The 25,520-nt window shown below is 67.9% G+C and carries 29 protein-coding genes; 21 read left to right on the forward strand and 8 right to left on the reverse strand.

What is annotated here, in order from left to right; genetic code table 11:
* Nucleotides 1-24 precede the first annotated feature (24 nt).
* The 8 genes from panD (at nt 25) to RBB84_RS23445 (ending at nt 9,113) form a co-directional block, all read left to right on the forward strand.
* Nucleotides 25-462: an aspartate 1-decarboxylase gene (gene panD, locus RBB84_RS23410; RefSeq protein ID WP_006550510.1), complete on the forward strand. Its 438-nt coding sequence runs from the start codon at nt 25-27 to the stop codon at nt 460-462.
* A gap of 2 nt (nt 463-464) precedes the next feature.
* Nucleotides 465-1,298: a type III pantothenate kinase gene (locus RBB84_RS23415; RefSeq protein ID WP_064256742.1), complete on the forward strand. Its 834-nt coding sequence runs from the start codon at nt 465-467 to the stop codon at nt 1,296-1,298.
* A gap of 93 nt (nt 1,299-1,391) precedes the next feature.
* Nucleotides 1,392-1,877: a rhodanese-like domain-containing protein gene (locus RBB84_RS23420; RefSeq protein WP_064256743.1), complete on the forward strand. Its 486-nt coding sequence runs from the start codon at nt 1,392-1,394 to the stop codon at nt 1,875-1,877.
* Nucleotides 1,878-1,930: 53 nt separating this feature from the next.
* Complete coding sequence (lysS, locus tag RBB84_RS23425) at nt 1,931-3,442, forward strand: lysine--tRNA ligase (protein ID WP_019290193.1); 1,512 nt, start codon at nt 1,931-1,933, stop codon at nt 3,440-3,442.
* Nucleotides 3,443-3,536: 94 nt separating this feature from the next.
* The gene (locus RBB84_RS23430) at nt 3,537-3,896 is read left to right on the forward strand and encodes an Lsr2 family protein (RefSeq protein ID WP_064256744.1); all 360 of its coding nucleotides are present in this window, start codon (nt 3,537-3,539) and stop codon (nt 3,894-3,896) included.
* 149 nt (nt 3,897-4,045) lie between these two features.
* On the forward strand, nt 4,046-5,476 hold the full coding sequence (locus tag RBB84_RS23435) for a phospholipase D-like domain-containing protein (protein ID WP_033096931.1): 1,431 nt from the start codon (nt 4,046-4,048) through the stop codon (nt 5,474-5,476).
* A gap of 270 nt (nt 5,477-5,746) precedes the next feature.
* Complete coding sequence (locus tag RBB84_RS23440; RefSeq protein WP_064256745.1) at nt 5,747-8,290, forward strand: ATP-dependent Clp protease ATP-binding subunit; 2,544 nt, start codon at nt 5,747-5,749, stop codon at nt 8,288-8,290.
* Between the two features lie 178 nt (nt 8,291-8,468).
* Nucleotides 8,469-9,113, forward strand: coding sequence for an MBL fold metallo-hydrolase (locus tag RBB84_RS23445; protein WP_064256746.1), 645 nt, complete (start codon nt 8,469-8,471; stop codon nt 9,111-9,113).
* 62 nt (nt 9,114-9,175) lie between these two features.
* Here RBB84_RS23445 and RBB84_RS23450 read toward each other — a convergent pair whose 3' ends face one another.
* The gene (locus RBB84_RS23450) at nt 9,176-9,802 is read right to left on the reverse strand and encodes a TetR family transcriptional regulator (protein ID WP_064256747.1); all 627 of its coding nucleotides are present in this window, start codon (nt 9,800-9,802) and stop codon (nt 9,176-9,178) included.
* 119 nt (nt 9,803-9,921) lie between these two features.
* Here RBB84_RS23450 and RBB84_RS23455 point away from each other — a divergent pair, with 119 nt between their 5' ends.
* The 4 genes from RBB84_RS23455 to RBB84_RS23470 all read left to right on the forward strand — a co-directional run bounded on the left by RBB84_RS23455 (nt 9,922) and on the right by RBB84_RS23470 (nt 11,842).
* Nucleotides 9,922-10,164 (forward strand): hypothetical protein, encoded by a 243-nt coding sequence (locus tag RBB84_RS23455; RefSeq protein ID WP_156666114.1) that lies wholly within the window; start codon nt 9,922-9,924, stop codon nt 10,162-10,164.
* Between the two features lie 27 nt (nt 10,165-10,191).
* On the forward strand, nt 10,192-10,353 hold the full coding sequence (locus tag RBB84_RS23460) for a hypothetical protein (RefSeq protein ID WP_156666115.1): 162 nt from the start codon (nt 10,192-10,194) through the stop codon (nt 10,351-10,353).
* Between the two features lie 302 nt (nt 10,354-10,655).
* On the forward strand, nt 10,656-11,096 hold the full coding sequence (locus RBB84_RS23465) for an OsmC family protein (protein WP_006550498.1): 441 nt from the start codon (nt 10,656-10,658) through the stop codon (nt 11,094-11,096).
* A 59-nt stretch (nt 11,097-11,155) separates the two neighbouring features.
* Nucleotides 11,156-11,842 carry a DsbA family oxidoreductase gene (locus RBB84_RS23470; RefSeq protein ID WP_024102852.1) on the forward strand — a complete coding sequence of 229 codons (687 nt, stop codon included), beginning with the start codon at nt 11,156-11,158 and terminating at the stop codon, nt 11,840-11,842.
* On the opposite strand, the gene RBB84_RS23475 is transcribed toward RBB84_RS23470, so the two are convergent.
* Both RBB84_RS23475 and RBB84_RS23480 read right to left on the reverse strand, forming a co-directional pair.
* Nucleotides 11,832-12,362, reverse strand: coding sequence for a DUF1990 domain-containing protein (locus RBB84_RS23475; protein WP_006550496.1), 531 nt, complete (start codon nt 12,360-12,362; stop codon nt 11,832-11,834). The genes RBB84_RS23470 and RBB84_RS23475 overlap by 11 nt on opposite strands.
* 1 nt (nt 12,363) lies before the next feature.
* Nucleotides 12,364-12,669 carry an antibiotic biosynthesis monooxygenase gene (locus RBB84_RS23480; protein ID WP_006550495.1) on the reverse strand — a complete coding sequence of 102 codons (306 nt, stop codon included), beginning with the start codon at nt 12,667-12,669 and terminating at the stop codon, nt 12,364-12,366.
* Nucleotides 12,670-12,702: 33 nt separating this feature from the next.
* Between RBB84_RS23480 and RBB84_RS23485 the strand changes: the two genes are divergently transcribed.
* The gene (locus RBB84_RS23485) at nt 12,703-13,458 is read left to right on the forward strand and encodes an alpha/beta hydrolase (RefSeq protein WP_064256749.1); all 756 of its coding nucleotides are present in this window, start codon (nt 12,703-12,705) and stop codon (nt 13,456-13,458) included.
* Here the strand turns inward: RBB84_RS23485 and RBB84_RS23490 are convergent.
* Nucleotides 13,455-14,339 (reverse strand): A/G-specific adenine glycosylase, encoded by an 885-nt coding sequence (locus tag RBB84_RS23490; protein WP_064256750.1) that lies wholly within the window; start codon nt 14,337-14,339, stop codon nt 13,455-13,457. The two genes, RBB84_RS23485 and RBB84_RS23490, sit on opposite strands and share 4 nt — an antisense overlap.
* 93 nt (nt 14,340-14,432) lie before the next feature.
* Between RBB84_RS23490 and RBB84_RS23495 the strand changes: the two genes are divergently transcribed.
* Nucleotides 14,433-15,062, forward strand: coding sequence for a carbonic anhydrase (locus RBB84_RS23495; protein WP_019290184.1), 630 nt, complete (start codon nt 14,433-14,435; stop codon nt 15,060-15,062).
* A 101-nt stretch (nt 15,063-15,163) separates the two neighbouring features.
* Nucleotides 15,164-15,910, forward strand: a complete 747-nt coding sequence (locus RBB84_RS23500; RefSeq protein ID WP_064256751.1) for a lipase chaperone — start codon at nt 15,164-15,166, stop codon at nt 15,908-15,910.
* A gap of 23 nt (nt 15,911-15,933) precedes the next feature.
* Here the strand turns inward: RBB84_RS23500 and disA are convergent, their stop codons facing one another.
* A complete protein-coding gene (disA, locus tag RBB84_RS23505) occupies nt 15,934-17,016 on the reverse strand; it encodes a DNA integrity scanning diadenylate cyclase DisA (protein ID WP_006550490.1) in 1,083 nt (360 codons plus the stop codon).
* 93 nt (nt 17,017-17,109) lie between these two features.
* Between disA and RBB84_RS23510 the strand changes: the two genes are divergently transcribed.
* On the forward strand, nt 17,110-17,673 hold the full coding sequence (locus RBB84_RS23510; RefSeq protein ID WP_006550489.1) for a PaaI family thioesterase: 564 nt from the start codon (nt 17,110-17,112) through the stop codon (nt 17,671-17,673).
* 26 nt (nt 17,674-17,699) lie between these two features.
* On the opposite strand, the gene dinB is transcribed toward RBB84_RS23510, so the two are convergent.
* The 3 genes from dinB to RBB84_RS23525 form a co-directional block, all read right to left on the reverse strand.
* Nucleotides 17,700-18,956: a DNA polymerase IV gene (gene dinB / locus RBB84_RS23515; RefSeq protein ID WP_006550488.1), complete on the reverse strand. Its 1,257-nt coding sequence runs from the start codon at nt 18,954-18,956 to the stop codon at nt 17,700-17,702.
* Nucleotides 18,957-19,013: 57 nt separating this feature from the next.
* Nucleotides 19,014-20,405, reverse strand: coding sequence for a DNA repair protein RadA (gene radA / locus RBB84_RS23520; protein ID WP_006550487.1), 1,392 nt, complete (start codon nt 20,403-20,405; stop codon nt 19,014-19,016).
* A gap of 91 nt (nt 20,406-20,496) precedes the next feature.
* Nucleotides 20,497-21,129 carry a hypothetical protein gene (locus tag RBB84_RS23525; RefSeq protein ID WP_024102857.1) on the reverse strand — a complete coding sequence of 211 codons (633 nt, stop codon included), beginning with the start codon at nt 21,127-21,129 and terminating at the stop codon, nt 20,497-20,499.
* Nucleotides 21,130-21,405: 276 nt separating this feature from the next.
* Between RBB84_RS23525 and carD the strand changes: the two genes are divergently transcribed.
* From carD to rlmB, 5 genes are read left to right on the forward strand one after another with little or no spacing between them, the layout of a single operon-like run.
* Complete coding sequence (gene carD, locus RBB84_RS23530) at nt 21,406-21,894, forward strand: RNA polymerase-binding transcription factor CarD (protein ID WP_006550486.1); 489 nt, start codon at nt 21,406-21,408, stop codon at nt 21,892-21,894.
* A gap of 25 nt (nt 21,895-21,919) precedes the next feature.
* Nucleotides 21,920-22,627 (forward strand): 2-C-methyl-D-erythritol 4-phosphate cytidylyltransferase, encoded by a 708-nt coding sequence (ispD, locus tag RBB84_RS23535; RefSeq protein ID WP_064256752.1) that lies wholly within the window; start codon nt 21,920-21,922, stop codon nt 22,625-22,627.
* Between the two features lie 5 nt (nt 22,628-22,632).
* On the forward strand, nt 22,633-23,109 hold the full coding sequence (gene ispF, locus RBB84_RS23540) for a 2-C-methyl-D-erythritol 2,4-cyclodiphosphate synthase (protein ID WP_024102859.1): 477 nt from the start codon (nt 22,633-22,635) through the stop codon (nt 23,107-23,109).
* Nucleotides 23,110-23,120: 11 nt separating this feature from the next.
* Nucleotides 23,121-24,515, forward strand: a complete 1,395-nt coding sequence (cysS, locus tag RBB84_RS23545) for a cysteine--tRNA ligase (RefSeq protein WP_006550483.1) — start codon at nt 23,121-23,123, stop codon at nt 24,513-24,515.
* Nucleotides 24,515-25,483, forward strand: coding sequence for a 23S rRNA (guanosine(2251)-2'-O)-methyltransferase RlmB (gene rlmB, locus RBB84_RS23550; protein WP_006550482.1), 969 nt, complete (start codon nt 24,515-24,517; stop codon nt 25,481-25,483). The genes cysS and rlmB overlap by 1 nt, the downstream gene beginning before the upstream one ends.
* The last annotated feature ends 37 nt before the right edge of the window (nt 25,484-25,520 follow it).

Here is a 25,520-nt window from a genome sequence, read left to right on the forward strand (position 1 = left end):
ACGAGAAAGAAGCCGAGGACGAGCATGTTCCGCACCATGATGAAGTCGAAGATCCACCGCGCCACCGTCACCCACGCGGATCTGCATTATGTCGGTTCGGTGACCGTCGACCAGGATCTGATGGACGCCGCGGATCTGCTCGAGGGCGAGCAGGTCTGCATCGTCGACATCGACAACGGCGCCCGGCTCGAGACGTACGTCATCGCCGGTGAGCGTGGATCGGGCGTCATCGGGATCAACGGTGCCGCAGCACGTCTCGTCAGCCCCGGCGATCTCGTCATCCTCATCGCCTACGGCGTGATGAACGAGCAGGAGTGCAAGGACTACGACCCGCGCGTGGTGTTCGTCGACGCCGACAACCGCCAGGTCGAGCTCGGCAACGATCCCGCCCACGCTCCCGAGGGCTCGGGCCTGATCACGCCGCGGATGCTGTCGACTCTCGACTCCCCGTCCCTGGTCTAGAGGTGCTCCTCACCGTCGACGTCCGCAACACCAATATCGTCCTGGGGGTGTTCGCGGGCAGCGGCTCGCACGCGCGGCTGCTGCGCGACTGGCGCGTCCGTACCGACCCCAGGATGACCGCTGACGAGATCGCCCTGCTGTTCCGCGGTCTGCTCGGCGAATCTGCTGAGCAGGTCACCGGGGTGGCGGCGTTGTCGACCGTGCCGTCGGTGCTACGTGAGGTGCGCGTCATGCTCGACCGCTACTGGTCGTCGGTGCCGCACGTAGTGGTGGAGCCGGGGGTGCGCACGGGAGTGCCGCTGCTCGTGGACAACCCGAAGGAGGTCGGCGCCGACCGCATCGTCAACAGTCTGGCGGCCTACCACTTCTACGGATCCCCGTGCATCGTCGTGGATTTCGGGACCTCCACGTGCGTCGACGTCGTGTCGGGCAAGGGGGAGTTCCTCGGCGGGTCCATCGCTCCGGGTGTGGAGATCTCGATGGATGCGCTGGCGTCGCGGTCGGCGGCGCTGCGGAAGGTCGAATTGCTCCGTCCCCGAGGTGTTCTGGGAAAGAACACCGTCGAGTGCATGCAGTCCGGGGCCGTCTTCGGGTTCGCCGGGATGGTCGACGGCATCGTGCGGCGCATCTGCGCCGAGGTGCCCGGTTTCGACGGCGACGACGTGGCCGTCATCGGCACCGGCGACAGTGCGCCGCTGATCATGCCGGAGTCGCGCACCCTCGAGCACCACGAGCCGGATCTGACCCTCGAGGGGCTGCGTCTGGTGTACGAGCGGAACCAGGTGAGACGAGCGGCACGCGGAACTGCGGGTTCCGCTGAGCGTCATTCTGTGTAAAGATGTTCCTCGTGATCCGTTGCATGAGCACCCAGGAGTGTTGTCGGGGCTGACCGCCGCCTCGACCGATAACACATTCCTGGGAGTTTTCTCATGCGCGCTGCGCTTCTTTCCACCACTTCTGTTTCCGCCGCTGCTCCGGTGGCCGCTTCTACGGTTACCGCTACTGCTCCGGTCGCCTTCCACCGGCTCGCCGTCGAGCGCACGTACCCCACCGAACTGTCCGCAGCGGTCGCCCGCGGCGCCGTCATCGTCGACATCCGCTCGAACGCCGAGCGTGCCGCTCAGGGAACACTTCCCGGTGCACTGGCCATCTCCGCCGATCTCGTCGCCGAGCGACTCGATCCGGGCGGCCCGGGCCGTCTCGCCCTCGCCGTCGACCGCGACGTCGAATGGATCCTCGTCTCGTCGGACGGCGCGAGCTCGCACGGTGTGGTCACCGAACTGCACGCGCAGGGTTTGCGCCGGGTCACCCACCTCGTCGGAGGCTACGACGCCATCCGCGCGGCCCGCCTGGTCGGCGCAGTCGCCGAGGCCCAGCACGTCGCGCAGGACGTGGCGCGGGTCACCGCTCACTGAAAGCGCGCATCTGCAGGAATGGTGACCTCGGGTGTCCGATAGTCTGGTTACCCGTGAGTGATGCCACCGTTCAGCAGCCCGACGACACCCCCGAGCAGATGCGGGTTCGCCGCGAGAAGCGCGAACGGCTCCTGGCACAGGGTTCGGAGGCCTATCCCGTCGAGATCCCGCGCACCCATACGCTCGCGGAGATCCGCGCCGAGTATCCCGACCTCGAGCCCGACACCGCCACCGGCACCGTCGTGGGCGTTGCCGGCCGTGTGATGTTCTCGCGCAACACCGGCAAGCTGTGCTTCGCGACGTTGCAGGAGGGCGACGGCACCCAGCTGCAGGTCATGCTCAGCCTCGCCGGCGTCGGCGAGGAGGCGCTCGCCGCCTGGAAGTCCGAGGTCGACCTCGGCGACATCGTGTTCGTGCACGGCGAGGTCATCAGCTCCCGTCGGGGTGAGCTCAGCGTCATGGCCGACTCGTGGACCATGGCGTCGAAGGCGCTGCGTCCGCTGCCGGTCGCGCACAAGGAGATGAACGAAGAGGCGCGGGTGCGTCAGCGCTACGTCGACCTCATCGTGCGTCCCGAAGCACGTCGCAATGCACGCATGCGTGTCGCGGTGGTGCGCGAGCTGCGCAACGCGCTCGAGCGTCGCGGCTTCCTCGAGGTCGAGACGCCCATGCTGCAGACCCTGCACGGCGGTGCGGCGGCCCGCCCGTTCGTGACGCACTCGAACGCACTCGACATCGATCTGTACCTGCGTATCGCGCCGGAACTGTTCCTCAAGCGCTGCGTCGTCGGCGGTATCGAGAAGGTCTTCGAGATCAACCGCAATTTCCGTAACGAGGGTGCCGACTCGACGCACTCGCCGGAATTCTCGATGCTCGAAACGTACGAGGCGTACGGAACCTACGATGATTCGGCGCGGATGATCCGCGAGATCATCCAGGAGGTCGCGTTCGGGGTCTTCGGCACCCATGTGGTGACGCTCGCCGACGGTACGGAATACGACTTCGGGGGTGAATGGAAAACTCTCGAAATGTATCCCTCGCTGTCCGAGGCGATCGGCACGGACGTGACCCCCGACACCACACTGGAGGAATTGACGGCTCTCGCGGATCGTGTCGGTCTGGAGATTCCCGAGGGCAAGGGCTGGGGTCACGGCAAGCTCGTCGAGGAGCTCTGGGAGCACATGTGCGGCGACCAGCTGCACGAGCCGACCTTCGTGCGTGATTTCCCCGTGGAGACGTCGCCGTTGACACGCGATCACCGCACGGTGCGCGGGGTCACCGAGAAATGGGATCTGTACGTCCGAGGTTTCGAACTCGCCACGGGTTACTCGGAACTCGTCGATCCGGTGATCCAGCGCGAGCGTTTCGTCGACCAGGCGCGTCTGGCCTCGGAAGGGGACGACGAGGCAATGGCTCTCGACGAGGACTTCCTCGCCGCGATGGAACAGGGAATGCCGCCGACCACCGGTACCGGAATGGGAATCGACCGTCTGCTGATGGCACTTACCGGTCTGGGAATCCGCGAAACAATCTTGTTCCCGATTGTTCGACCGAACACCCGTTAATCGGATTTCGCCGCTCCATATTGCGATGCGTTAATCGGCGGGTAGTGTGGTGCCCGTCCCGCGGGGGAAGCGCATTTGAGAGGATTTACACCACATGGCGAAAAAAGTCACTGTCACCCTGATCGACGATGTGGATCAGGAGTCGGCGGCGGACGAATCGGTGGAGTTCGGTCTCGACGGAGTGACGTACGAGATCGACCTTTCCGAGGACAATGCGGCACGGCTGCGCGAGCAGTTGGAATTCTGGATCGAACACGCTCGTAAGGTCGGCGGCCGCAAGCGGAACAAGACCGCTGCCGGAACTGCGCCGGCTGCGCGCAAGAGCGGATCCGGAAGTGCCGGTCGCGAACAGACGGCCGCTATCCGTGAATGGGCACGGAACAACGATCTGCCGGTGTCGGCCCGTGGCCGAATCTCTGCGGAGATCGTCGAGGCGTACAACAAAGCGCACTGACGAATCCTCGTTCGTGGGGCGTCGTCCATCCGTGGACGGCGCCCCACAGTCGTCGGTGGACGGGTTGGGTTGTGACACAGTGGCGCCCGTCACACACGTCGATCGTGCGGACGACCCGGCACGATGCGGTCGGGGAGTAGCATCCGCTCATGGCCGAGACCGTGCTCGAACCGGGTTCCACCTGCTGGCGAATTGCGCGAGCGGAGAGGTTGACCTGCATAGTCGACGCCGCCGACTATTTCCGTCACGCCAAGGCGGCGATGCTCCGGGCGGAAAAACGCATCATGCTGATCGGGTGGGATTTCGACACCCGGATCAAGTTCGAACCCGAGGGTGCAACTCTCGAGGGACCGAACAAACTCGGTGAATTCCTCGAATGGCTTCCCGAACGTCGACCCGGTCTCGATATTTATCTGCTCAAGTGGAACATCGGTGCGTTCAGTGCCCTCGCACGCGGAATGACGCCGGTGTTCGTGCTCGATTGGCTCACCGACCCGAGCCTGCACTTCGAAATCGACGGGGCGCATCCCGTGGGCGCGGCGCACCATCAGAAAATTCTCGTTGTCGACGACAGCATCGCTTTCTGTGGCGGTATCGATATGACCGTCGACCGCTGGGACACCCCGGATCATCCGGACCGGAGCAAATACCGGCGGGAGCCGAGCGGTAAACGCTACGGACCGTGGCACGACGTGACGACCGCCGTCGACGGCGACGCCGCGCGGGCCCTCGGTGACCAGGCCCGCGCCCGGTGGAAGGCGGCCACGGGGGAGGAGCTCGATCCCGTGCCGGAGCCGGAGCCGATCTGGCCCGACGATCTCGAGCCGACCCTCCGCGGCGTGGACGTGGGCATCGCGCGCACGCTGCCCGCCTACGACGGGAAGGACGGCGTCCACGAGATCGAGGCGCTGTACCTGTCGGTGATCGAGAAGGCGCGGCACACTCTCTACCTCGAGAGCCAGTACCTCGCTTCGCGCAGGATCGCGGAGGCTCTCGCCGAGCGACTGCAGGAACCGGACGGCCCCGAGATCGTGGTGGTGATCCCACGCAACGCCGACGGCTGGCTCGAACGCAAGGCCATGGACGGTGCCCGGCGGGCCCTGCTGCACATGCTGTGGGAGGCCGACGTGCACGGCCGTTTCGCCGCCTACTATCCCGTCACCGCCGGCGGGGAGCCGATCTACGTGCACGCGAAGGTCGTCGTCATGGACGAGACGTTGCTGCGGATCGGGTCGTCGAACCTGAACAACCGTTCGATGGGCTTCGACACCGAATGCGACCTGGCCATCGAGTCCGCCGAACCCGGGGACGCGGTCGGCCGCGCCGCCGTCGAGCTGCGCAACATCCTGGTGGCGGAACATCTCGACGTCGACCCCGAGGTGATCGCGGAGGCCACGAAGGACGGTGGTTCGCTCATCTCCGTCATCGAACGGTTGCGCGGTCCGGGACGTTCGCTGCGGCCGTTCGAACCGGGTACGGTGTCGGACGAGGACAGTGTCCTCGCAGAAAGTGCTCTGGCCGATCCCGAACGCGCCTCGCGGAGCTTCGGACGCAGGATCGAGCGATTCTTCGCCCGTTGATCCCCCACAGCCTTTGTTCGCTTGTGGCGTACAGCTTGCGGAAACGTATCCGCCACGTGCAGCGTTGACTTCTGAAACCGGGTTTTCTCGCCGCCTTCCGAAGGGTAGAGGGAAAGCGAGTCGATACCACGGCCACTAGAGTGTGGAGTGGGAGCTTGGAACCTCTGAAAGGTTCCGACGAACGACTCGAGTGCCGGAGCTTAAGAGCGGCAGCAGGGTGCGGGACGATCGGCGTACCGGACCGGCGGCCGGAGAGTGTGAGGGAGTGCGATGTTCGAAAGGTTCACCGATCGCGCGCGGCGCGTCGTTGTCCTGGCTCAAGAAGAGGCCAGGATGCTCAACCACAACTACATCGGCACGGAGCACATCCTCCTCGGCCTCATCCACGAGGGTGAGGGTGTGGCGGCGAAGTCGCTCGAGTCGTTGGGTATCTCCCTCGAAGGTGTGCGCAGCCAGGTCGAAGAGATCATCGGCCAGGGTCAGCAGGCGCCCTCGGGGCACATTCCCTTCACTCCTCGTGCCAAGAAGGTCCTCGAGCTGAGCCTTCGCGAAGCGCTCCAGCTCGGACACAACTACATCGGTACCGAACACATCCTGCTCGGTCTCATCCGCGAGGGTGAGGGCGTGGCGGCGCAGGTGCTCGTCAAGCTCGGCGCCGACCTCAACCGGGTGCGTCAGCAGGTCATCCAGCTGCTGTCCGGTTACCAGGGCAAGGAGCCCGCAGAATCCGGCACGAGCCGTGGCGAGACCGGCACTCCGTCCACGTCGCTCGTCCTGGACCAGTTCGGCCGCAACCTCACGCAGGCAGCTCTCGAAGGCAAGCTCGACCCGGTCATCGGCCGGGCGAAGGAGATCGAGCGCGTCATGCAGGTGCTGTCGCGTCGTACGAAGAACAACCCGGTGCTCATCGGCGAGCCGGGTGTCGGCAAGACCGCCGTCGTCGAGGGCCTCGCGCAGGCCATCGTCAACGGTGAAGTCCCCGAGACCCTCAAGGACAAGCAGCTCTACACGCTCGACCTGGGCTCGCTCGTCGCCGGCAGCCGTTACCGCGGCGATTTCGAGGAACGCCTGAAGAAGGTCCTCAAGGAGATCAACAGCCGCGGCGACATCATCCTGTTCATCGACGAGCTGCACACGCTCGTCGGTGCCGGTGCCGCCGAGGGCGCGATCGACGCTGCGTCGATCCTCAAGCCCAAGCTCGCCCGCGGTGAGCTGCAGACCATCGGTGCGACGACCCTCGACGAGTACCGCAAGTACATCGAGAAGGACGCCGCTCTCGAGCGCCGCTTCCAGCCGGTGCAGGTCGGGGAGCCGACGGTGGAGCACACCATCGAGATCCTGAAGGGTCTGCGCGACCGCTACGAGGCGCACCACCGCGTCTCGATCACCGACAAGGCGCTCGTCGCGTCGGCCACTCTCGCCGACCGCTACATCAACGACCGCTTCCTGCCGGACAAGGCGATCGACCTCATCGACGAGGCCGGTGCCCGCATGCGCATCCGTCGCATGACCGCGCCGCCGGACCTGCGCGAGTTCGACGACAAGATCGCCGACGCCCGTCGCGAGAAGGAATCGGCGATCGACGCGCAGGACTTCGAGAAGGCCGCGAGCCTGCGCGACAAGGAGAAGCAGCTCGTCGCGCAGCGTGCCGAGCGCGAGAAGCAGTGGCGTGCGGGCGATCTCGACGTCATCGCCGAGGTCGACGAGGAGCAGATCGCCGAGGTCCTCGCCAACTGGACCGGTATCCCGGTGTTCAAGCTCACCGAGGAGGAGACCACGCGTCTGCTCCGCATGGAGGACGAGCTGCACAAGCGGATCATCGGCCAGGAGGACGCCGTCAAGGCCGTCGCCAAGGCAATCCGTCGTACGCGTGCCGGCCTGAAGGACCCGAAGCGTCCGTCCGGTTCGTTCATCTTCGCCGGCCCGTCCGGTGTGGGTAAGACGGAGCTGTCCAAGGCGCTCGCGAACTTCCTGTTCGGCGAGGACGACGCGCTCATCCAGATCGACATGGGCGAGTTCCACGACCGCTTCACCGCCTCGCGCCTGTTCGGTGCTCCTCCCGGCTACGTCGGCTACGAAGAGGGCGGCCAGCTCACCGAGAAGGTGCGCCGCAAGCCGTTCTCCGTGGTTCTGTTCGACGAGATCGAGAAGGCCCACCAGGAGATCTACAACACCCTCCTGCAGGTCCTCGAGGACGGTCGCCTCACCGACGGCCAGGGACGCACGGTCGACTTCAAGAACACCGTGCTGATCTTCACGTCGAACCTGGGCACCGCCGATATCTCGAAGGCCGTCGGGCTCGGCTTCTCGGCCGGAACGGGCGAGGCGTCGAACTACGAGCGGATGAAGAACAAGGTCCACGACGAGCTGAAGAAGCACTTCCGGCCCGAGTTCCTCAACCGTATCGACGACATCATCGTCTTCCACCAGCTCACGCAGGATCAGATCATCCAGATGGTCGACCTGATGATCGGACGTGTGGAGGCGCAGCTGAAGAACAAGGACATGGGTATCGAGCTCACCGAGAAGGCGAAGTCGCTGCTCGCCAAGCGCGGCTTCGACCCGGTGCTCGGCGCACGTCCGCTGCGTCGCACGATCCAGCGCGAGATCGAGGATCAGCTCTCCGAGAAGATCCTGTTCGGCGAGGTCGGCGCAGGCCAGATCGTCCTCGTCGACGTCGAGGGCTGGGACGGCGAGGGTGCCGGCGAGAACGCGAAGTTCACGTTCACGCCGAGCGAGAAGCCGGCCGAGGTCCCGGACACCCCGGCGGTCGCGCTGGCCAAGTCCAGCGAGGGCGAGTCCGAAGCCGGATAAGCGTCCGCTGCCTGTGGGAGCAGGCACGTGTTGCTGCCTGTGGGAGCAGGCACCTGCTGTACCGAGAGGGGCGGCACCCGAGAGGGTGTCGCCCCTCTCGTCGTCCGACGCACTTGACCTCCAGTCGGCTCGAGGTTGCACGGTGGTGGTGACCGGACGACGACCAGGAGGTATCGCGATGCGGCAAGTACTGCCCGATCTGTGGGAGACGCAGGAGGACAATCCGTTCCCGGGGCTGAGGACGCACGCCTATCTGTGGACCGGGACGAACAACGTGCTCTTCTACTCGGTCGCGGGTGAGGCCGATTTCGACGAACTGGACCGCCTCGGGGGGATCACCGACCAGTACCTGTCCCACCAGGACGAGGCCGGTCCGATGCTCGGCAGAATCGCCGAGCGCTTCGGGGCGAGACTCCACGCGGCAGCGGCGGAGGCCGACGTGGTCGGCCGGCACGCCCGCATCGACGTCCCCCTGACGGAACGTCATGTGGACGACAACGGGGTGGAGATCGTTCCGACGCCCGGGCACACGGTGGGCAGCACCTGCTATCTGGTGCCCGGCGCGGACGGGACCCGCTACCTGTTCACCGGCGACACGCTGTACCGCGGTGCTTCGGGGACGTGGCGGGCCGGCTACATCGAGGGGATGAGCGACGCCCGTGTGCTCGCCGACAGTCTGCGCCTGCTGGCGAAGACGGAACCCGATGTGGTGGTCTCGAGTGCGTTCGCGGGGGAGGCGGGCGTGCATCGGATCGACGCCCGGGAGTGGCCCGCCCACGTCGACCAGGCTCTGAGCGGGTTGTCTGCCGCGGTGCAGGGCTGAGCAGAGATCTTCTTTCCGGCCGATCTGCCCTGCCGCGGGTCGCGGCCGACCTTGCCGCCTGCTTATCTGCCGATGGTCGGCATGTGCGCGGTGAGTGTCGACAGGGTGCTGGCGACGATCTCGGTGAGTTCGTCGGGACGGATGTCGAGCGTGCCGTCGAGCCAGCCGCGGACGAGCTCGACGGCGCCGGCCATGACGACCACCGCACGCAGTTCGGCCTGCCGGGAGTCGAGGCGGGTGCCCATCGCGTCGCTCTGCTTGGCGAGTTCGTCGGCGGCGGACCGGATGAACGCGCTCTTCCGCTCGGCGAGCGGGGGCGCGTCGGAGATGAGGAAGCGACCCTGCTGGGGGTTGCGTTCGACGGCGCCGACGATCGCTCCCACCGCGGCGCGTGCCTTGGCGTGCAGCTCGTCGGGGGCCGCCGCGATGGCGTCGACGGCGCGTTCGAGCAGGGTCGCACCGAGCTCGTCGTAGGCGGTGGTGACGAGGTCGGTCATGTCGGTGAAGCTCTCGTAGAAGAAGCGGGGGCCGACTCCCGCGGTGGCCGCGACCTTCCGTACCGTCGTCGCCGACCAGCCCTCGTCGGCGACGACGTCGATCACCGCGTTCTGGAGACGCTTGCGGCGTTCGGCGCGCCGGTCGGCCGGGGCGACGCCGCGATACGCGCGGGTGGCTTCGGGCTCGGACACATCGTCGAGTGTGGCACAACACGACCAGACTTCCGGAATCGACCAATTCCGGAATTAAGTGTGTACTAATTGTGGAATCCTCGTCATGGTCGGTCCCCGAATCCGGACGAGGAGGGAACGTGACGATCGATGCATCGTCGACTGCCCACCTGCACGACCGAACCGATCGACTCGCACCGAAGCCGATCCTGCGAGAAGGCGGCCCGCGTCTGGCGATGTCGTTGCTCGTCGGCGACTCGGTGCGGCCCACCAGGGCCCAGTCCCGGGCGTTCGCCAAGTTCGCGCACACCTGCGATCCCGTGGCCGACGATCTGGTCGCCGCGATACGCCGCGACCGGCTCCGCATCCGCACGCAGTTCTAGCAGGCACTCGAACACGGCATCGAGACCGTGGACGATTCCGCGCCCGAGATGGCAGCGTTCATCGCCACCCTCGACGGCGTGCCGTTCCGGGTCGATTACGACAAGCTCGATCTCGCCGCGCGGGCGATCGTGCGGATGCCGATGAGCACCCGGTGTGGTTCGCGCGCAACCTCCTACGCGACCGCCTGAATGTCCTGGTGCCCGGAGGCGCCGGACGCGCCGCCCGGCGTGGTCACGCCGAGCGTATGCGGGAGATCGCCGAGGTGAAGCGGCGGCTCGAGGTGCGGCCTTACGAACGGGACGGAGCCGTGCAGTCGATCCGTGAGCGCGACCGCGAACTCAGGGCGCGATCGGCCTGATCCGGACATCAGGAACGCTCTGGCGCGAACGGCCCTCGCCACCACGACGACTCTGCAAGTGTGGTTCGTGAAGCACTGTCTTCGTGAAGCACTGTCGCATGCAGTGCTGTCGCACCCAGAGAAGGAGAGGTCATGCCCACTCGTACCGCACGGACCGCATGGAACGGGGATCTGCAGAAGGGCTCCGGTCAGGTGGAGCTCACCAGCTCGGGCCGTGGCACGTTCGACGTGTCGTTCCCGAAACGCTCGGCGGAGAACGCGGACGGCACCACCAGCCCCGAGGAGCTCATCGCCGCCGCACACTCGTCGTGCTTCGCGATGCAGTTGTCCGCGCTGATCGCGGAGGCGGGCGGCACGCCGCAGAGCCTCGAGGTCACCGCCGACGTCTCGCTGGGGCCCGATCCGGCGGGCGGATTTCGACTCACCGGAATCCGGTTGAAGGTGCGGGGCGAGGTCGACGGCCTCGACGCCGACGGCTTCGTCAAGGCCGCGGAGGACGCGAAAGCCGGATGCCCTGTGAGCAAGGCACTCACCGGCGTCGAGATCTCCCTGGACGCCGCGCTCGAGAGCTGACGGGTTCGTGGACCGATCGGCCGGGAACAGAGCACGTCAGGGCCGGGTTGTAATCGAATATGAGCATGCCTGACGTACTTCTCCCCACCGCTCACATCGAGATCTGGTCCGACATCGCCTGCCCCTGGTGCTACATCGGCAAGCGGCGCTTCGCGGAGGCCCTCGAGTCCTTCGACGACCGCGACCGGATCGAGGTCACCTGGAGGTCGTACCAGCTCTCGCCCGACACGCCGGTCGGGCGACGGGTCCCCGAGGTGGAGGCGCTCGTCGCGATGAAGGGGATGCCGGCCGAGCAGGTCAGGCAGATGTTCGCGCAGGTCTCGGACACCGCTGCCGACGTTGGACTCGAGATCGACTTCGACAACGTCGTCGCCGCCAACACCTTCGATGCGCACCGACTCGTGCATCTGGCGGGCGACAAGCGCGACGAGGTGCTCGAAGCGTTGTTCCGTGCGCATTTCGTCGACGGCGAGGTGATCGACGATGTGGATGTCCTCGTGAAGGTCGCCGCCGAGGTCGGGCTCGATCCGGAGTCGACGCGCGCGGCGCTCGACGGCGACGATCCCGCCGGTGAAGCGGCGGCCGACGCCGTGACCGCCGATCTCTTCGACGCGCGACGGATCGGCGTGCAGGGGGTGCCGTTCTTCGTGGCCAACCGCGCCGTCGCGGTGTCGGGTGCGCAGCCTGTGGACGTCTTCCGTCAGTTCCTGCGCAGGGCCGTCGACGATGTGACGGTCAAGCTGTGAGTGCCGCGAGATAACGTCGCGCGATCTGCTGCTGGAGCAGGTGCCCGACGGGACCGGCCAGCTTCGTGTACCAGCGGGCGGGGCGGGAGAACGCGAGCACCGTTCCCCGCACCCGTCCGTCCACGGTGCGCTCGACGACGAAGGTCTCCTCGCCGCTGGCGGGATGACCGGGGAGTGTGCCGTAGGTGAACCCGCGTATGTCCGGGGTGTCGACGATCTCGATCACGCGGCACCGCGCCGACGCGCGCACCGGTCCGAGACCGAAGCCGAGATCCACTTCGACGCCGGGTACTGCGAGGGGCGTGCCGGGCGGGATCCGTATGCCCGCGCCGCGGTGCATGTCCCACGAGAACAACTGGGCCGCGGCGACCTCGAACACGGTGTCGCCGCGGCCCAGTTCGCTCTCGACCCTCAGATGTCGATAACCGGAGGGGAGCGGTGCCTCGTCCCGGAAGGCACGCAGGCTCGCTCCCACCTCCGCATAGGTGAACTCACGCCCGGACCCGCCGGACGCGGACATCTCAGGACTTCTTGACGTCGAGGACGACCTCGAACTCGAGCAGCGATGCGCCGGTCGCGACGGGCTTCTTCGCCTCACCCGCGTGGGCAGCACGTGCGTCGCCGTCGCGCCACGCGGCGAAGTCCTCCTCGGACTCCCACTGAGTCACCACGAAGTACCGGTTCTCGCCCGCGGTGGGGCGGAGCAGCTGGAAGCCCAGGAAGCCGGGGGAGTTGTCGACGGTGTGCGCCCGATTGGCGAATCGCTTCTCCAGCTCGGGGCCGGCGCCTTCGGGAACTTCGATTGCGTTGATCTTCACGACTGCCATGCGCGAGAGCCTACTCCGCTAACTTGGTCGATTGTGTTGCACGACGAGGGCGGAACCGGACGACCCATCCTGCTGTTGCACGGTCTCATGGGCAGCGCCCGCACGTGGCGTCGTCACGTGCCGTGGCTGCGCGAACACGGACACGTGTACACCTTCGACGCCGCCGGTCACGGTCGTCCCGCTCCCGACGAACTCACCACCGAGGCGTTCGTCGCCGATCTCGAAACCCATCTCACCGGGATCACCGAACCGCTCGTCGTGATCGGGCATTCGATGGGTGCCCTGCACGCGTGGTGCTTCGCTGCGACCCATCCCGAGCGGGTCACCGCGCTGGTGCTCGAGGACATGGCGCCCGACTTCCGGGGACGCACGGCCGCGAACTGGGCGGCGATGATCGCGCAGTGGCCGCAACCGTTCCCCACCGGGGATGCGGTGTTCGACTTCTTCGGGCCCGTCGCGGGTCGCTACTTCCTCGACTCGTTCGTCCGCCGCGATGACGGCTGGTATCTGCACGGCGAGGTCGAGACCTTCCGCGACATCTCGGAAGAGTGGGGGTCGCGGCACTTCTGGGACGAGTGGAACTCGATCCGCGTGCCCGCGCTGCTGCTCGAAGGCGAGTTCACCATCACCCCCGAGGGGCAGATGCGGCGGATGGCGACGCGACCCGGCACCGACCACGTCCTCGTCGACGGCGCCGGGCATCTCGTGCACGACGACCGGCCCGACGAGTTCCGTGCCGCCGTGGAGCGCTTCCTGACGACGCAGTCGCTGTCGGGCAGTCGACTCTAGGACACCGACCCCTCGCCGGCGAGCGCGAACCGGCCGTCGTCGGTCTGCTCGACGAGACCGTCCACGAGCAGTGAATGCAGGGCGCGGTCGCGCTGACCCGGATCCGTGGTCCACACGCTGTCGAGGACGGGACGCTCCACCGGGACGCTGCTCTCGCGCAGCACCGCCATCAACCGGCCGCGCACCTGCCGGTCGGTGCCGGCGAACTTCTGCACCTTCCGGGGTGGTCCGTCGTGGGCGGGCCGCCCGGCCTGTACCCATGCGCACTCGGGCAGCGGGCAGCGTCCGCAGTCGGGCGTGCGAGCGGTGCACACGGTCGCACCGAGTTCCATCAGCGCGGCGGAGAAGGTCGCCGCACGTGCACGCTGACGCGGAAGGATAGCCTCGACGTCGGCGAGATCCCTTGTGGTCGAAGGGTTTCCTGGCTCCGCCCGACCGTGGACGGCGCGGGCGACGACACGACGCACGTTCGTGTCCACCACCGGCACACGCTGCCCGTATGCGAAGCACGCCACGGCGCGGGCGGTGTAGGCGCCGACGCCGGGCAGGGTCAGCAGGACGTCGACGTCCTCGGGAACCCGGTTGTCGTGCTCGGCGGCGAGTACGCCGGCGCACTCGTGCAGGCGCAGCGCGCGGCGCGGATAGCCGAGCTTGCCCCACGCCCGCAGCACCTCGGCCTGGCTCGAGGCGGCCATCGCGGACGGCACGGGCCAGCGCCGCACCCACTCCTCCCAGATCGGAGCGACCCGGGCGACCGGCGTCTGCTGCAGCATGACCTCGGACATGAGGATCTGCCAGCCCGTCACCCCGTCGCGGCGCCACGGCAGGTCGCGCGCCTGCGCGGCATACCAGCGCAGCAACGACGGTGCGTCCACGGACATCTCGGGTCTCCTCCGGTCACGGGGTCGGGTGTGGGGATCCGCTGAGGAGATGTCGAACGAAATCGGACATGTGCGCAGGTGAATAATGTACGCATGCCGAACTCCAATCCCATCTCCGCCTGGAAAGCCCTGACCGAGGGTAATCATCGTTTCGTCAGCGACACGCCGCTGCACCCGAGCCAGGGAATCGATCGTCGCGCCGAACTCGTCAACGGCCAGCACCCCACCGCCGTGCTGTTCGGCTGCGGAGACTCCCGCGTCGCCGCAGAGATCATCTTCGACCAGGGGCTCGGCGACATGTTCGTGGTCCGCACCGCGGGTCACGTCATCGACAGTTCCGTCCTCGGTTCCATCGAGTACGCAGTCGACATCCTCAACGTTCCGCTCATCGTCATCCTCGGTCACGACAGCTGTGGTGCCGTGGCGGCGACCATCGATGCCCTCGACAAGGGCACGGTGCCGGGCGGCCACATCCGCAGCCTCGTCGAGCGTGTCGCTCCCTCGATCCTCATGGGCAGGGCCGAGGGTCTGTCCACCGTCGACGAACTCGAGGGGCGCCACGTCGTCGAGACGGGCAAGCTGCTCACGGATCGTTCGCGGATCATCGCCGACCGCATCGCCGACGGCCGCTGCGCCATCGTGGGGGTCACCTACAAGCTCGAGGACGGCAAGGTGAGTCTGCGGGGCCACTTCGGAGACATCGGCGAGGTCTCCGACAACTGAAGACGGGTGCACCTGCGGTCACAACGATGTGACTGCAGGTCACAGCGACACGCCGACGGCGGTGTAGCCGTGCGCAGCCTGTGACACATACCGTGGGGGGCGTGCTTGAACCGACCGGTCCTCTGCCCCCCGAGATCTACTGGCGACGACGCATTCTCGCGATCGGAGTCTCGGTGGTCGTGCTGGCTCTGGTCATCTGGCTCGTAGTGGCGCTGACCGGCGGCGACGACCCCGATCAGAATCCCGAACCCGCAGCAGCGGAGGTGACGACCTCCGCCACCACGACGGCGGCCGATGCGTCCGCCGACGCGGCGTCCGCGAGCACCACCCGGAGCGGTGGATCCTCGGGTTCGTCCGGGACGCGTAGTGCAGGGGATTCGGCCTCGGAGGACGCGGACGACGAGGACAACACGTCCACGTCCGCCACCACCTCCGCTGCTACGGTTCCGCCGGGGCAGTGCTCCGATCAGTCGCTCGCCGTGCGGGTGACGGCGGACGAGCCGAACTACAGGGTCGGTTCCGAACCCGATTTCACGATCGTCATCACCAACATCGGCACGTCGCAGTGCGAACGCGACCTCGGTGCGGGCCTTCAGCAGGTGCTCGTCTACAGCCTCGACGGCAACGAGCGACTCTGGGCGAACACCGACTGCTTCCCCGAATCGACCGCCGACATCCGGTCGCTCGCTCCGGGCGACCAGGCCGCCTATTCCGTCAAGTGGTCGGCGACGACCTCCGAGCCCGGCTGCCAGGCGCCGCGCGAACCGGTCGGTCCCGGCGCATACACCGTGGTCGGGCAGCTCGGCGGCCTGCGCAGCGCGCCCGAGCCGTTCAACATCACGCCCTGACCTGCTGCTCGTCCGGTAGTTGTTCAGTCGTAGTGGTTGATCGCGGCTTCGGCGAGCCGCGACAGTCCCTCGCGGATGTACCGGGCCCACAGGGCGCCGACCCCGTCGACCGCCTGCAGATCGGCAGCGGTGGCCGCGAGCAGGCCCTGCAGTGTGCCGAACGCACCTACGAGCCGGTTGATCTGCCGGGCCTGCAGGCGCGGCACCCGATGGAGCACGCGATAACCGCGGGGACTCATCGAGGTGTCGAGGGCCTCGATGGTGCCCGAATAGCCGAAGGCGCGGGCGAGGCTCGTCAGGTCGAGCAGGTCGACGTCGGTCAGGTGTGCGAGACGCTCGAGCGCCTGCTCGACCTCCTGCTGGGTGGGGACGTGCTCGCCCGCAAGATAGTCCCGCACGATGAGCTGCCGGGCGAGCTGGTTGTCGCCGACGAGTTCTTCGAGCTGGAGGGCCAGCTGGCGACCGTCGGTCCCGAGTTCGAGCACGTCCTGCTCGATCTCCACGGACAGGCGGTGCATCATCTCGAGCCGCTGCGCCACGGTGAGCGCGTCGCGCAGCGTGACGATGTCCTCGATCTCGACCACGGACAACTGCCGGGTCACCTCGTCGAGGCGGGCCTTGTAGCGCTCGAGTGTCGCGACGGCCTGGTTGGCCCGGGACAGGATGGTCGCGGAGTCGTTGATGACGTGGCGGCGACCGTCGACGTACACGCTGACGATGCTCATCGACTGGCTGACCGAAACCACCGGATATCCGGTCTGGATTGCGGTGCGTTCCGCGGCGCGGTGCCGGGTGCCGGACTCCACGGTGGGGATGCTCGGATCGGGCACGAGTTGCACGTTGGCACGCACGATGCGCGAACCGTCGGTGGACACGACCACGGCGCCGTCCATCTTCGACAGCTCCCGAAGTCGGGTGGGGGCGAACTCGACGTCGAGTTCGAAACCGCCGTCGCACAGCTCGGCGACCTTGTCGTCGAAACCGAGGACGATCAGGCCGCCCGTGCGGCCGCGGAGGATGCGTTCGAGACCGTCGCGTAGCGCGGTGCCGGGCGCCAGACGAGCGATGGTGTCGCTCAGCGTCGATGCCGGCGCCGACTCGGTCATCTGGACTTCCTTCCCCTGTGCGGTCTGCGGTCGTCGTCACAATGCGCGGACTCGTGGATCGGCGCCCCGACCGCGCAACTACATTACTTGCTTATGCGCAGCACCTGGACTTTGCCCGACGACCTCGTCGTTCCCGATCTGCCGGAAGATCATCCCGGCCCGGGTGCGCCGGTACCGCAGCATTGGAACAAGTGCTTCGGGTGTGGTGACGACCAGCCCTCCGGCCTCGCGATGGAGTTCACGATCGGCGAGGGCCTCGAGGTGCTCGGCCGTCTCGACGTCGCCACGCGCTACCAGGGCGGACCGGGATTCATCCACGGCGGCATCCTCATGACGGCCTTCGACGAGGTCCAGGGAATGGCGTGCAACGCCGCCCTGCGGACCGCCGTCGTCACCGGGCACTTCGAGACGGACTTCGCCCGTCCCATCCCCCTGGGCTCGGTGCTCGAGTTCCGCGCCCGCGTCGACGGCTTGGTGCGGCGCAAGGTCTACACCAGTGCGGAGGCGCGCATCGTCGCCGGTCCGCCGGCCGATCCGGACGTCGTGGTGGCGTCGTCGGTCGGGTTGTTCGTCGTCGTCGGGCACGAGCACTTCGCGAAGGGCCGCGACTACGCCGACGGCATCCCGCAGAGTGAACACGACATCTCCGCCGTCTGACATCTCCGCCCTCCGGGTTTTCGCGTTCAGGTCTCCGGTCCGTCGGGGAGCAGCGGAACACCCGGCCGGTGGTCGCGTCCGAGCAACGCCGCGGAAGTGACCGCGCCCGCGCCGTAGCGGGAGTGCAGATCGTCCAGGACGGCATCGAGGGCATGCCGGTCGACGGCGCGGTGCTGCGTTCGCGTGTCTCCAGTACTGTCCCCGGCGGCCTCGACCGGCTCGTCGAACGGCAGCTCGAGTTGCTCGACGCCTTCACCGACGAGATTCGTCACCGCGATCCCGATGAGCGTGAGACCGCGCTCGGCGATGAGCGGTCGGGTCTGCTCGAGCAGGTCGTGCGCCGCCGCCGACAGCAGATCGGTGCGTGCGGTGGCCCCGGGCAGCGTGTGAGAGCGTGTCGCGCGGGTGTAGTCGGCGAAGCGCATCCGCAGGACCACCGTGCGGCCGAGGCGTCCGGCCCGGCGCATCCGCCGGCCCACGCGGTCGACGAGCAGTTGCAGCGTCTCGCCGACCGACTCGAGGCTGTGGGGTCCGCGGCCGAGCGCGTGCTGCGCGCCCATCGAACTGCGCCGCCGATGCCGGACCGGACGCGGATCGTGACCGATCGCGAGGGCGTGCAGGTGGCGTCCCGCCGTGCGTCCGAGCAGCGAGACGAGATCGGACTCGGAGTGGGCGGCGACATCGGCCACGGTCCGCAGACCGTGCGCGTGCAACTTCGCCGCCGTCACCTTGCCGACGCCCCACAACCGCTCCACCGGCAACGGATGGAGGAACTCGAGTTCGGCGTGCGGAGGGACGAGGAGCAGTCCGTCGGGCTTGGCCACCCCGCTCGCGACCTTGGCGAGGAATTTGGTGCGCGCGACACCGACGGTGATCGGCAGCCCCACCTCCTCGGCGACCGTGCGGCGCAGGCGTGCGGCGATGTCGACGGGTCTGCCGGCGATGCGCCCGAGACCGGAGACGTCGAGGAACGCCTCGTCGATGGAGATCCCCTCCACGATCGGTGTGGTGCGATCGAAGATCGCGAAGACGTCGCGCGAGGCCTGCGCATAGGCCTCCATGCGGGGAGGCACCGAGATCAGTCCCGGGCACAGGGCGCGGGCGGCTCGGCCCGACATCGCGGTGACGATGCCGTGAGCCTTGGCCTCATAGCTCGCCGCGAGTACGACGCCCCCGCCCACGACGATCGGTTTGGCGCGCAGCCACGGATCGTCGCGCTGCTCCACCGACGCGTAGAACGCGTCGAGATCGGCATGCAGCACCGTCGCATCGGACACGAACACATGTTCGCACCGGCCGCCGACACCTCGGCAGATCGGCGCTGCCGACATGTCCGCAGGTCAGCGCGTGAGGGTCGACAGTGCCTGCGCCACGTTGGACACCTCGAACTTCTTCATGCCCTTCGGGACACCCTCGACATCGCGCGGAACCACCCCGCGGTCGAAGCCGAGCCGGTTCGCCTCCGCGAGTCGGCGACCCGCACCGACGACACGACGGACCTCCCCGGCGAGACCGACCTCGCCGAGCAGCACGGTGCCGGCCGGGACGGGCTGGTCGCGTACGGCTGAGGCGACGGCGAGTGCGAGCGCGAGGTCGGCGGACGGATCGGTGATCCGCATACCGCCGACGGTGGAGGCGTAGACGTCGCAGTTACCGAGCCGGCCGAGCCCGCAGCGACGCTCGAGCACCGCGAGCACCATCGCCACCCGCGCCGAGTCGAGACCGCTCACGGCGCGTCGCGGTGAAGGATTGTGCGTGGGCACCACGAGCGCCTGGACCTCACCGAGGAGCGGGCGTTTGCCGTCCATCGTGACCGTGACGGCAGTGCCGGGCACGGCCTCGTCGCGGTGCTGCAGGAACAATCCCGACGGGTCGCTGACGCCGACGATCCCGTCCTCTGCAAGTTCGAAGCAGCCCACCTCGTCGGCGGCTCCGAACCGGTTCTTCACCCCGCGCACCATGCGCAGCGTGGAGTGCTTGTCGCCTTCGAAGTGCAGCACCACGTCGACGAGGTGCTCGAGGGAACGCGGACCGGCGACCGCGCCGTCCTTGGTGACGTGGCCGATGAGCAGCACCGGGATGCCGCTGGACTTCGCGAGGGAGGTCAGGGCGCTGGTGACTGCGCGGACCTGCGTGACACCGCCGGTCACGCCGTCGACGTCGGCGGCGAGCATCGTCTGGACGGAGTCGACGACCAGCAGCGTGGGCTTGACCTGCTCCACGTGCCCGAAGATCGTCGCGAGGTCGTTCTCGGCGGCAAGATAGACCCGGTCGTGCACGGCGCCGGTGCGGTCGGCGCGCAGGCGCACCTGACCGGCCGACTCCTCGCCGGTGACGTAGAGCGCGCGATCGGCTTCGCCGCGCAACGCCCAGCGGTGCACCACCTCGAGGAGCAGCGTGGACTTGCCGACACCGGGTTCGCCGGCGAGCAGGACGACCGAACCGGGTACGACACCGCCGCCGAGGACGCGGTCGAGCTCGGGGATGCCCGTGGGCTTCGCGTGGGTGGCCTTGCCGTCGATCTGCGACAGCGGGGTGGCCGGGGTGCTCGGCAGTACGGCGGCGGCACCGGCGCGGGCGAGCGAGGTACCCGACCGCGAGGCGACCGCGACCGGTTGGACGGGTGCTTCGTCCATCGACCCCCACGTTCCGCATTCGGGACAGCGCCCGACCCACTTCGCGACGGTGTGCGAGCAGTCGGAACAGCGGTAGAGGGTCTTGGTCTTTGCCACGGCCGGAGGATAGTCGGTCGCACCGACACCGGAGCGGATGCGAGGAGGGCCCGGCCGAGCTGTGCTCGACCGGGCCCTCCAGCAGGAAGTCCTAGTGTGCTTCGCCCACGATCGGCGAGAGCTCCGACTCGTCGCGGGGGAGCTCCGGGCCGGCGTCGATCGGCACGGACAGGGTCACGTCGCCGGCCTCGGCGAACGTGAAGGTCACGGGGATGGTCAGGCCCGGGCGGACACCCTCGGAGAGGTTCACGAGCTCGACGTTGTTGACGACGCCTGCCGGGGCCGGGGAGGGGGTCTCCTCGGTGCTGTTCGGACGCGGCGACTCGTCGACCTCCTCGACGAGGGCGGCGTTCTCCTCGGAGACACCGGCGACCACGGAGGACTGCGGCGGAATCTCGAGGCGGGCACCGGTGACCGAGGCTGCGAAATCGGTGGAGATACCGGTGAGCTGATCGCCGACGTACGGGTCGAGGTTGACGATCGTGAAGCCGAGCTGGGCGGTGCCGCCGGGCTCGATGCTGTACTCCTCGGAGTTCGGGTAGATCACGTGCACGTTGCGCAGCGCGAGGCTGCCGGCGTCCACGTTGGAACCGTTGATGGCCGCGACCTGTGTCGAGGTCTGGGTGATCTGACCGGCGCTGCACGCGGACATCGTGAGCGCCGCTCCCGCGGCAAGGGCGAGAGCGGTCACGACTCGGCGAGTCGGCGCTTTGAGAGCAGTCACGGGTTCCTCCACTCGAGTAAGGCTCGCAATCCACTAGGCAGAGTAGTAGTTCCCGTGTGCGCTGTGTACGTCGGGGCCGGATCTCGTGCGGATTCGCGCGCGGAAGACGAGATCGACAGGCGCCCACGGGCGGGTGTGTCGGAGGTCACCCGATACACGGAAGCAACTGCCTGTCAAGCCCTACGCTCAGTGCTCGGTGCCCCTGACCTGCATCGTTGACGGGAGGGTGATGTGGTCACGTGTTAAACTGGGAGAATCGAAAGGGGCACGGGACACATGATTTTCAAGGTCGGAGACACCGTCGTATACCCCCACCACGGTGCGGCGCTGATCGAAGCAATCGAAACACGCACCATCAAGGGTGAGCAGAAGGAATATCTGGTTCTGAAAGTCGCGCAGGGCGACCTGACGGTCCGGGTACCTGCAGAGAACGCGGAGTACGTCGGAGTGCGCGACGTCGTCGGGCAGGAAGGCCTCGACAAGGTTTTCCAGGTGCTGCGCGCACCCCACACGGAAGAACCCACCAACTGGTCACGGCGGTACAAGGCCAACCTCGAGAAGCTGGCCTCCGGCGATGTCAACAAGGTCGCAGAAGTTGTGCGCGACCTGTGGCGCCGGGAGCAGGACCGCGGCCTGTCCGCAGGTGAGAAGCGGATGCTCGCCAAGGCACGTCAGATCCTCGTCGGTGAGCTCGCGCTCGCCGAGGGCACCGACGACGTCAAGGCGGAGACCATGCTCGACGAGGTTCTCGCCGCCGCTTCCTGACGCGCGAGACATCGGCAAACTGCACATGAGCGATCGCAACGGGCCGGTCGTCGGAATCCTTCCGGCGGCCGGCCGCGGTGTTCGCCTGGGAGAACCACTGCCCAAGGCGTTCGTGGAACTGGACGGCCGCACGATGCTCGACCGCTCGGTCGAGTCGATGCTCGCTTCAGCGGTCATCGATCGAGTGGTGATCGTCGCGCCGCCCGAACTGGCTGCGACGCCCGCGGACCGGCTCGTCGGCGAGTCGTTCGCCGACCGGGTCACCGTCGTCGCGGGTGGCGCCGAACGCGCCGACTCGGTGCGCGCCGGTCTTGCGGCGGCATCGGGCGCGCGGTTCGTGCTCGTCCACGACGCCGCGCGTGCGCTCACCCCGGCCGAGCTGTTCGTCCGGGTCGTCGACGCGTTGCGGGCCGGCAGCGACGCGGTGATCCCCGTCCTGCCCGTCGTCGACACCATCAAGAGTGTCGACAAGGACGGAGTCGTCACCGGGACTCCCGTCCGGTCGACCCTCCGCGCGGTGCAGACGCCGCAGGGATTCGACGTCGAATTGCTCGAGCGGGCCAACCGCGACGCCGCCGACGCGACCGACGACGCGGGACTCGTCGAGCGGTTGGGGGAGCGGATCACCACCGTCGTGGGAGACCCTCTCGCTTTCAAGATCACCACCCCACTGGACCTGGTGCTGGCACGGACCGTGCTCGCGTCCGGCGTCCGCACCGAGAAGGAGATGTGAGCATCGTGCGTGTCGGCATCGGAACGGACGTGCATCCCGTGGAGGCCGGACGGCCGTGCTGGATGGCAGGTCTGCTGTTCGAGGACGCCGACGGGTGCGCGGGTCACTCCGACGGGGACGTCGCTGCGCACGCGCTGTGCGATGCGGTGCTCTCGGCCGCCGGTCTCGGCGACCTCGGATCGGTCTTCGGCACGGGCCGACCCGAGATGGCCGGCGCCTCCGGTGTCGCGATGCTCGGCGAGGTACGTCGCCTGCTCGACGACGCCGGCTGGGTGGTGGGCAATGCCGCCGTTCAGGTGATCGGGAACCGCCCGAAGATCGGGCCGCGGCGCGAGGAGGCACAGGCGGTGCTGTCCGAGGCGCTCGGCGGTCCGGTCTCCGTGTCGGCGACCACCACGGACGGACTCGGGCTCACCGGCCGGGGAGAAGGTGTGGCGGCGGTTGCGACCGCACTGGTCCTGGCCCAGCAGGACGAGCGGTAGGATAGACGGTCGTGACCTTGCGCTTATACGACACCGAATCGCGGGCCGTGCGGGATTTCGAACCGCTGGTCCCCGGCCAGGCCTCGGTGTACCTGTGTGGGGCCACCGTCCAAGGCGAACCCCATATCGGGCACGTACGCAGCGGCGTTGCGTTCGACGTGCTCCGCCGGTGGCTCGCTACCAAGAGTCTCGATGTCTTGTTTGTGAGAAATGTCACAGACATCGAGGATAAGATCCTCCGCAAGGCGGCAGAGGCAGGTCGGCCGTGGTGGGAGTGGGCCGCGACCTACGAGCGGGCCTTCAACCGCGCCTACGATGCGCTCGGTGTGCTTCCTCCCTCGGTGGAACCTCGCGCGACCGGCCACATCACGCAGATGGTCGAACTCATCCAGCGCCTCATCGACGCCGGGCACGCCTACGCGGCCGACGGCGACGTCTACTTCGACGTGCTGAGCTACCCCGAATACGGTGCCCTCTCGGGACACCGCATCGAGGACGTCCACCAGGGTGAGAGCGCCGGACTCGGCAAGCGCGACCCCCGCGACTTCACGCTGTGGAAGGCCGAGAAGCCCGGTGAGCCGTCCTGGCCCACCCCGTGGGGTCGTGGTCGCCCCGGCTGGCATCTCGAGTGCTCCGCGATGGCCGGCTTCTATCTCGGCGGCACCTTCGACATCCACTGCGGAGGCATGGACCTCGTCTTCCCGCACCACGAGAACGAGATGGCGCAGTCCCGCGCCGCCGGCGACGGCTTCGCCCGCTACTGGTTGCACAACGGCTGGGTGACGATGGGCGGCGAGAAGATGTCGAAGTCGCTCGGTAACGTGCTGTCGATCCCCAACGTGCTCGCCCGCGTCCGGCCGCAGGAACTGCGCTACTACCTGGGCAGCGCCCACTACCGTTCGATGCTCGAATACTCCGACGACGCGCTCGCCGAAGCGGCGGCGGCCTACCGGGGACTCGAGTCGTTCGTGCTCAAGACCCGCGACCGCGCGGGCGAGGTGCCCGTGGGCGAGTGGACCGAGGCCTTCGCCGAGGCTCTCGACGACGATCTCGGTGTGCCCAAGGCGCTCGCGGAAATACACCGCAAGCGCAGCAAGGGCAACAAGGCGCTCGACAACGGCGATCTCGACACGGCCGTGCAGATCGCGTCGCAGGTCCGGAGCATGCTCGGCATCCTCGGTGTCGACCCGCTCGACGAGCACTGGTGCTCCACCGACGATTCAGGGTCGGCCGCACTCGCGGCACTCGACGTGCTGGTCGGCGCGGATCTCGAACGCCGCACGACCGCCCGGGCCGAGAAGAACTGGGCGGTGGCCGACGAGGTGCGGGACCGCCTCACAGCCGCGGGGGTCGAAGTGACCGATACGCCCAACGGACCCGAGTGGTCTCTGAAAGCAGGACAGTGATGGCAGGCAATTCCCAGCGTCGCGGCGCTATTCGTAAGGGCGGCACGAAGAAGGGGCAGGTCGTCGGGTCCGGCGGGCAGCGGCGACGCGGGCTCGAAGCGCGTGGCGCCACCCCCAAGGCCGAGGACCGGCCCTACCACCCCGCCGCACGGCGTGCCCGGGCCGCGGCCAAGGCCGCCGACCCGCGCGGTGGCGGTCGTCGTCCCGCGGCGGGTCGCAAGGCCGAGGACGGGCCCGAGATGGTGCTCGGCCGCAATCCGGTCGTCGAGTGCCTACGTGCCGGTGTGCCCGCGACCGCTCTGTACGTCGCCCTCGGCGCCGAGGCCGACGAGCGGCTCAAGGAAGCCGTGCAGCGCTCGGCCGAGATGGGCATCTCGATCCTCGAGGTCTCGCGTTCCGAACTCGACCGTCTGTCGTCGAACGGGATGCACCAGGGCATCGGCCTGCAGGTGCCGCCGTACCGCTACGCGCACCCCGACGACCTGCTGGCCCGCGCCGCGGAGAACCACGAGCGTCCGCTGCTCGTGGCCCTCGACAACATCTCCGATCCGCGCAATCTCGGCGCGGTGATCCGTTCGGTCGCGGCCTTCGGCGGCCACGGTGTGGTCATCCCGCAGCGCCGTTCGGCGTCGGTGACGGCCGTGGCATGGCGCACGAGCGCCGGTGCCGCAGCGCGACTGCCCGTCGCGCGTGCCACCAACCTCACGCGCACGCTCAAGGACTGGCAGTCCCGCGGTGTCCGCGTCGTCGGTCTCGATGCCGGTGGCGACACCAACCTCGACGATTTCGACGGCACCGATCCCGTCGTCGTGGTCGTGGGGTCGGAGGGCAAGGGACTCTCGCGCCTGGTGCGGGAGACCTGCGACGCCGTTCTCTCCATCCCGATGGCCGGAGACGTCGAGTCGCTCAACGCCTCCGTCGCGGCGGGCGTGGTGCTCGCGGACATCGCGCGGCAGCGTCGGGTCTGATCGAGTCTGCCCGAGCTGCGGTCGCGAGGGCCTAGTC

Origin of the sequence: Rhodococcus sp. D-6, from assembly GCF_040256695.1 — a bacterium.
Classification (GTDB): Bacteria; Actinomycetota; Actinomycetes; order Mycobacteriales; family Mycobacteriaceae; genus Rhodococcus; species Rhodococcus pyridinivorans.

Excerpts from the sequence above, each read along its gene's own strand:
- RBB84_RS23420 (WP_064256743.1), top strand. The coding sequence starts at position 1,392 with ATGCGCGCTGCGCTTCTTTCCACCACTTCTGTTTCCGCCGCTGCTCCG.
- RBB84_RS23470 (WP_024102852.1), top strand. The coding sequence starts at position 11,156 with ATGAGCATGCCTGACGTACTTCTCCCCACCGCTCACATCGAGATCTGG.
- RBB84_RS23440 (WP_064256745.1), top strand. The coding sequence starts at position 5,747 with ATGTTCGAAAGGTTCACCGATCGCGCGCGGCGCGTCGTTGTCCTGGCT.
- ispD (WP_064256752.1), top strand. The coding sequence starts at position 21,920 with ATGAGCGATCGCAACGGGCCGGTCGTCGGAATCCTTCCGGCGGCCGGC.
- RBB84_RS23475 (WP_006550496.1), bottom strand. The coding sequence starts at position 12,362 with ATGTCCGCGTCCGGCGGGTCCGGGCGTGAGTTCACCTATGCGGAGGTG.
- rlmB (WP_006550482.1), top strand. The coding sequence starts at position 24,515 with ATGGCAGGCAATTCCCAGCGTCGCGGCGCTATTCGTAAGGGCGGCACG.
- RBB84_RS23510 (WP_006550489.1), top strand. The coding sequence starts at position 17,110 with ATGCGCAGCACCTGGACTTTGCCCGACGACCTCGTCGTTCCCGATCTG.
- RBB84_RS23495 (WP_019290184.1), top strand. The coding sequence starts at position 14,433 with ATGCCGAACTCCAATCCCATCTCCGCCTGGAAAGCCCTGACCGAGGGT.
- RBB84_RS23430 (WP_064256744.1), top strand. The coding sequence starts at position 3,537 with ATGGCGAAAAAAGTCACTGTCACCCTGATCGACGATGTGGATCAGGAG.
- RBB84_RS23480 (WP_006550495.1), bottom strand. The coding sequence starts at position 12,669 with ATGGCAGTCGTGAAGATCAACGCAATCGAAGTTCCCGAAGGCGCCGGC.
- carD (WP_006550486.1), top strand. The coding sequence starts at position 21,406 with ATGATTTTCAAGGTCGGAGACACCGTCGTATACCCCCACCACGGTGCG.
- RBB84_RS23445 (WP_064256746.1), top strand. The coding sequence starts at position 8,469 with ATGCGGCAAGTACTGCCCGATCTGTGGGAGACGCAGGAGGACAATCCG.
- disA (WP_006550490.1), bottom strand. The coding sequence starts at position 17,016 with ATGACCGAGTCGGCGCCGGCATCGACGCTGAGCGACACCATCGCTCGT.
- RBB84_RS23490 (WP_064256750.1), bottom strand. The coding sequence starts at position 14,339 with ATGTCCGTGGACGCACCGTCGTTGCTGCGCTGGTATGCCGCGCAGGCG.
- panD (WP_006550510.1), top strand. The coding sequence starts at position 25 with ATGTTCCGCACCATGATGAAGTCGAAGATCCACCGCGCCACCGTCACC.
- RBB84_RS23435 (WP_033096931.1), top strand. The coding sequence starts at position 4,046 with ATGGCCGAGACCGTGCTCGAACCGGGTTCCACCTGCTGGCGAATTGCG.
- RBB84_RS23465 (WP_006550498.1), top strand. The coding sequence starts at position 10,656 with ATGCCCACTCGTACCGCACGGACCGCATGGAACGGGGATCTGCAGAAG.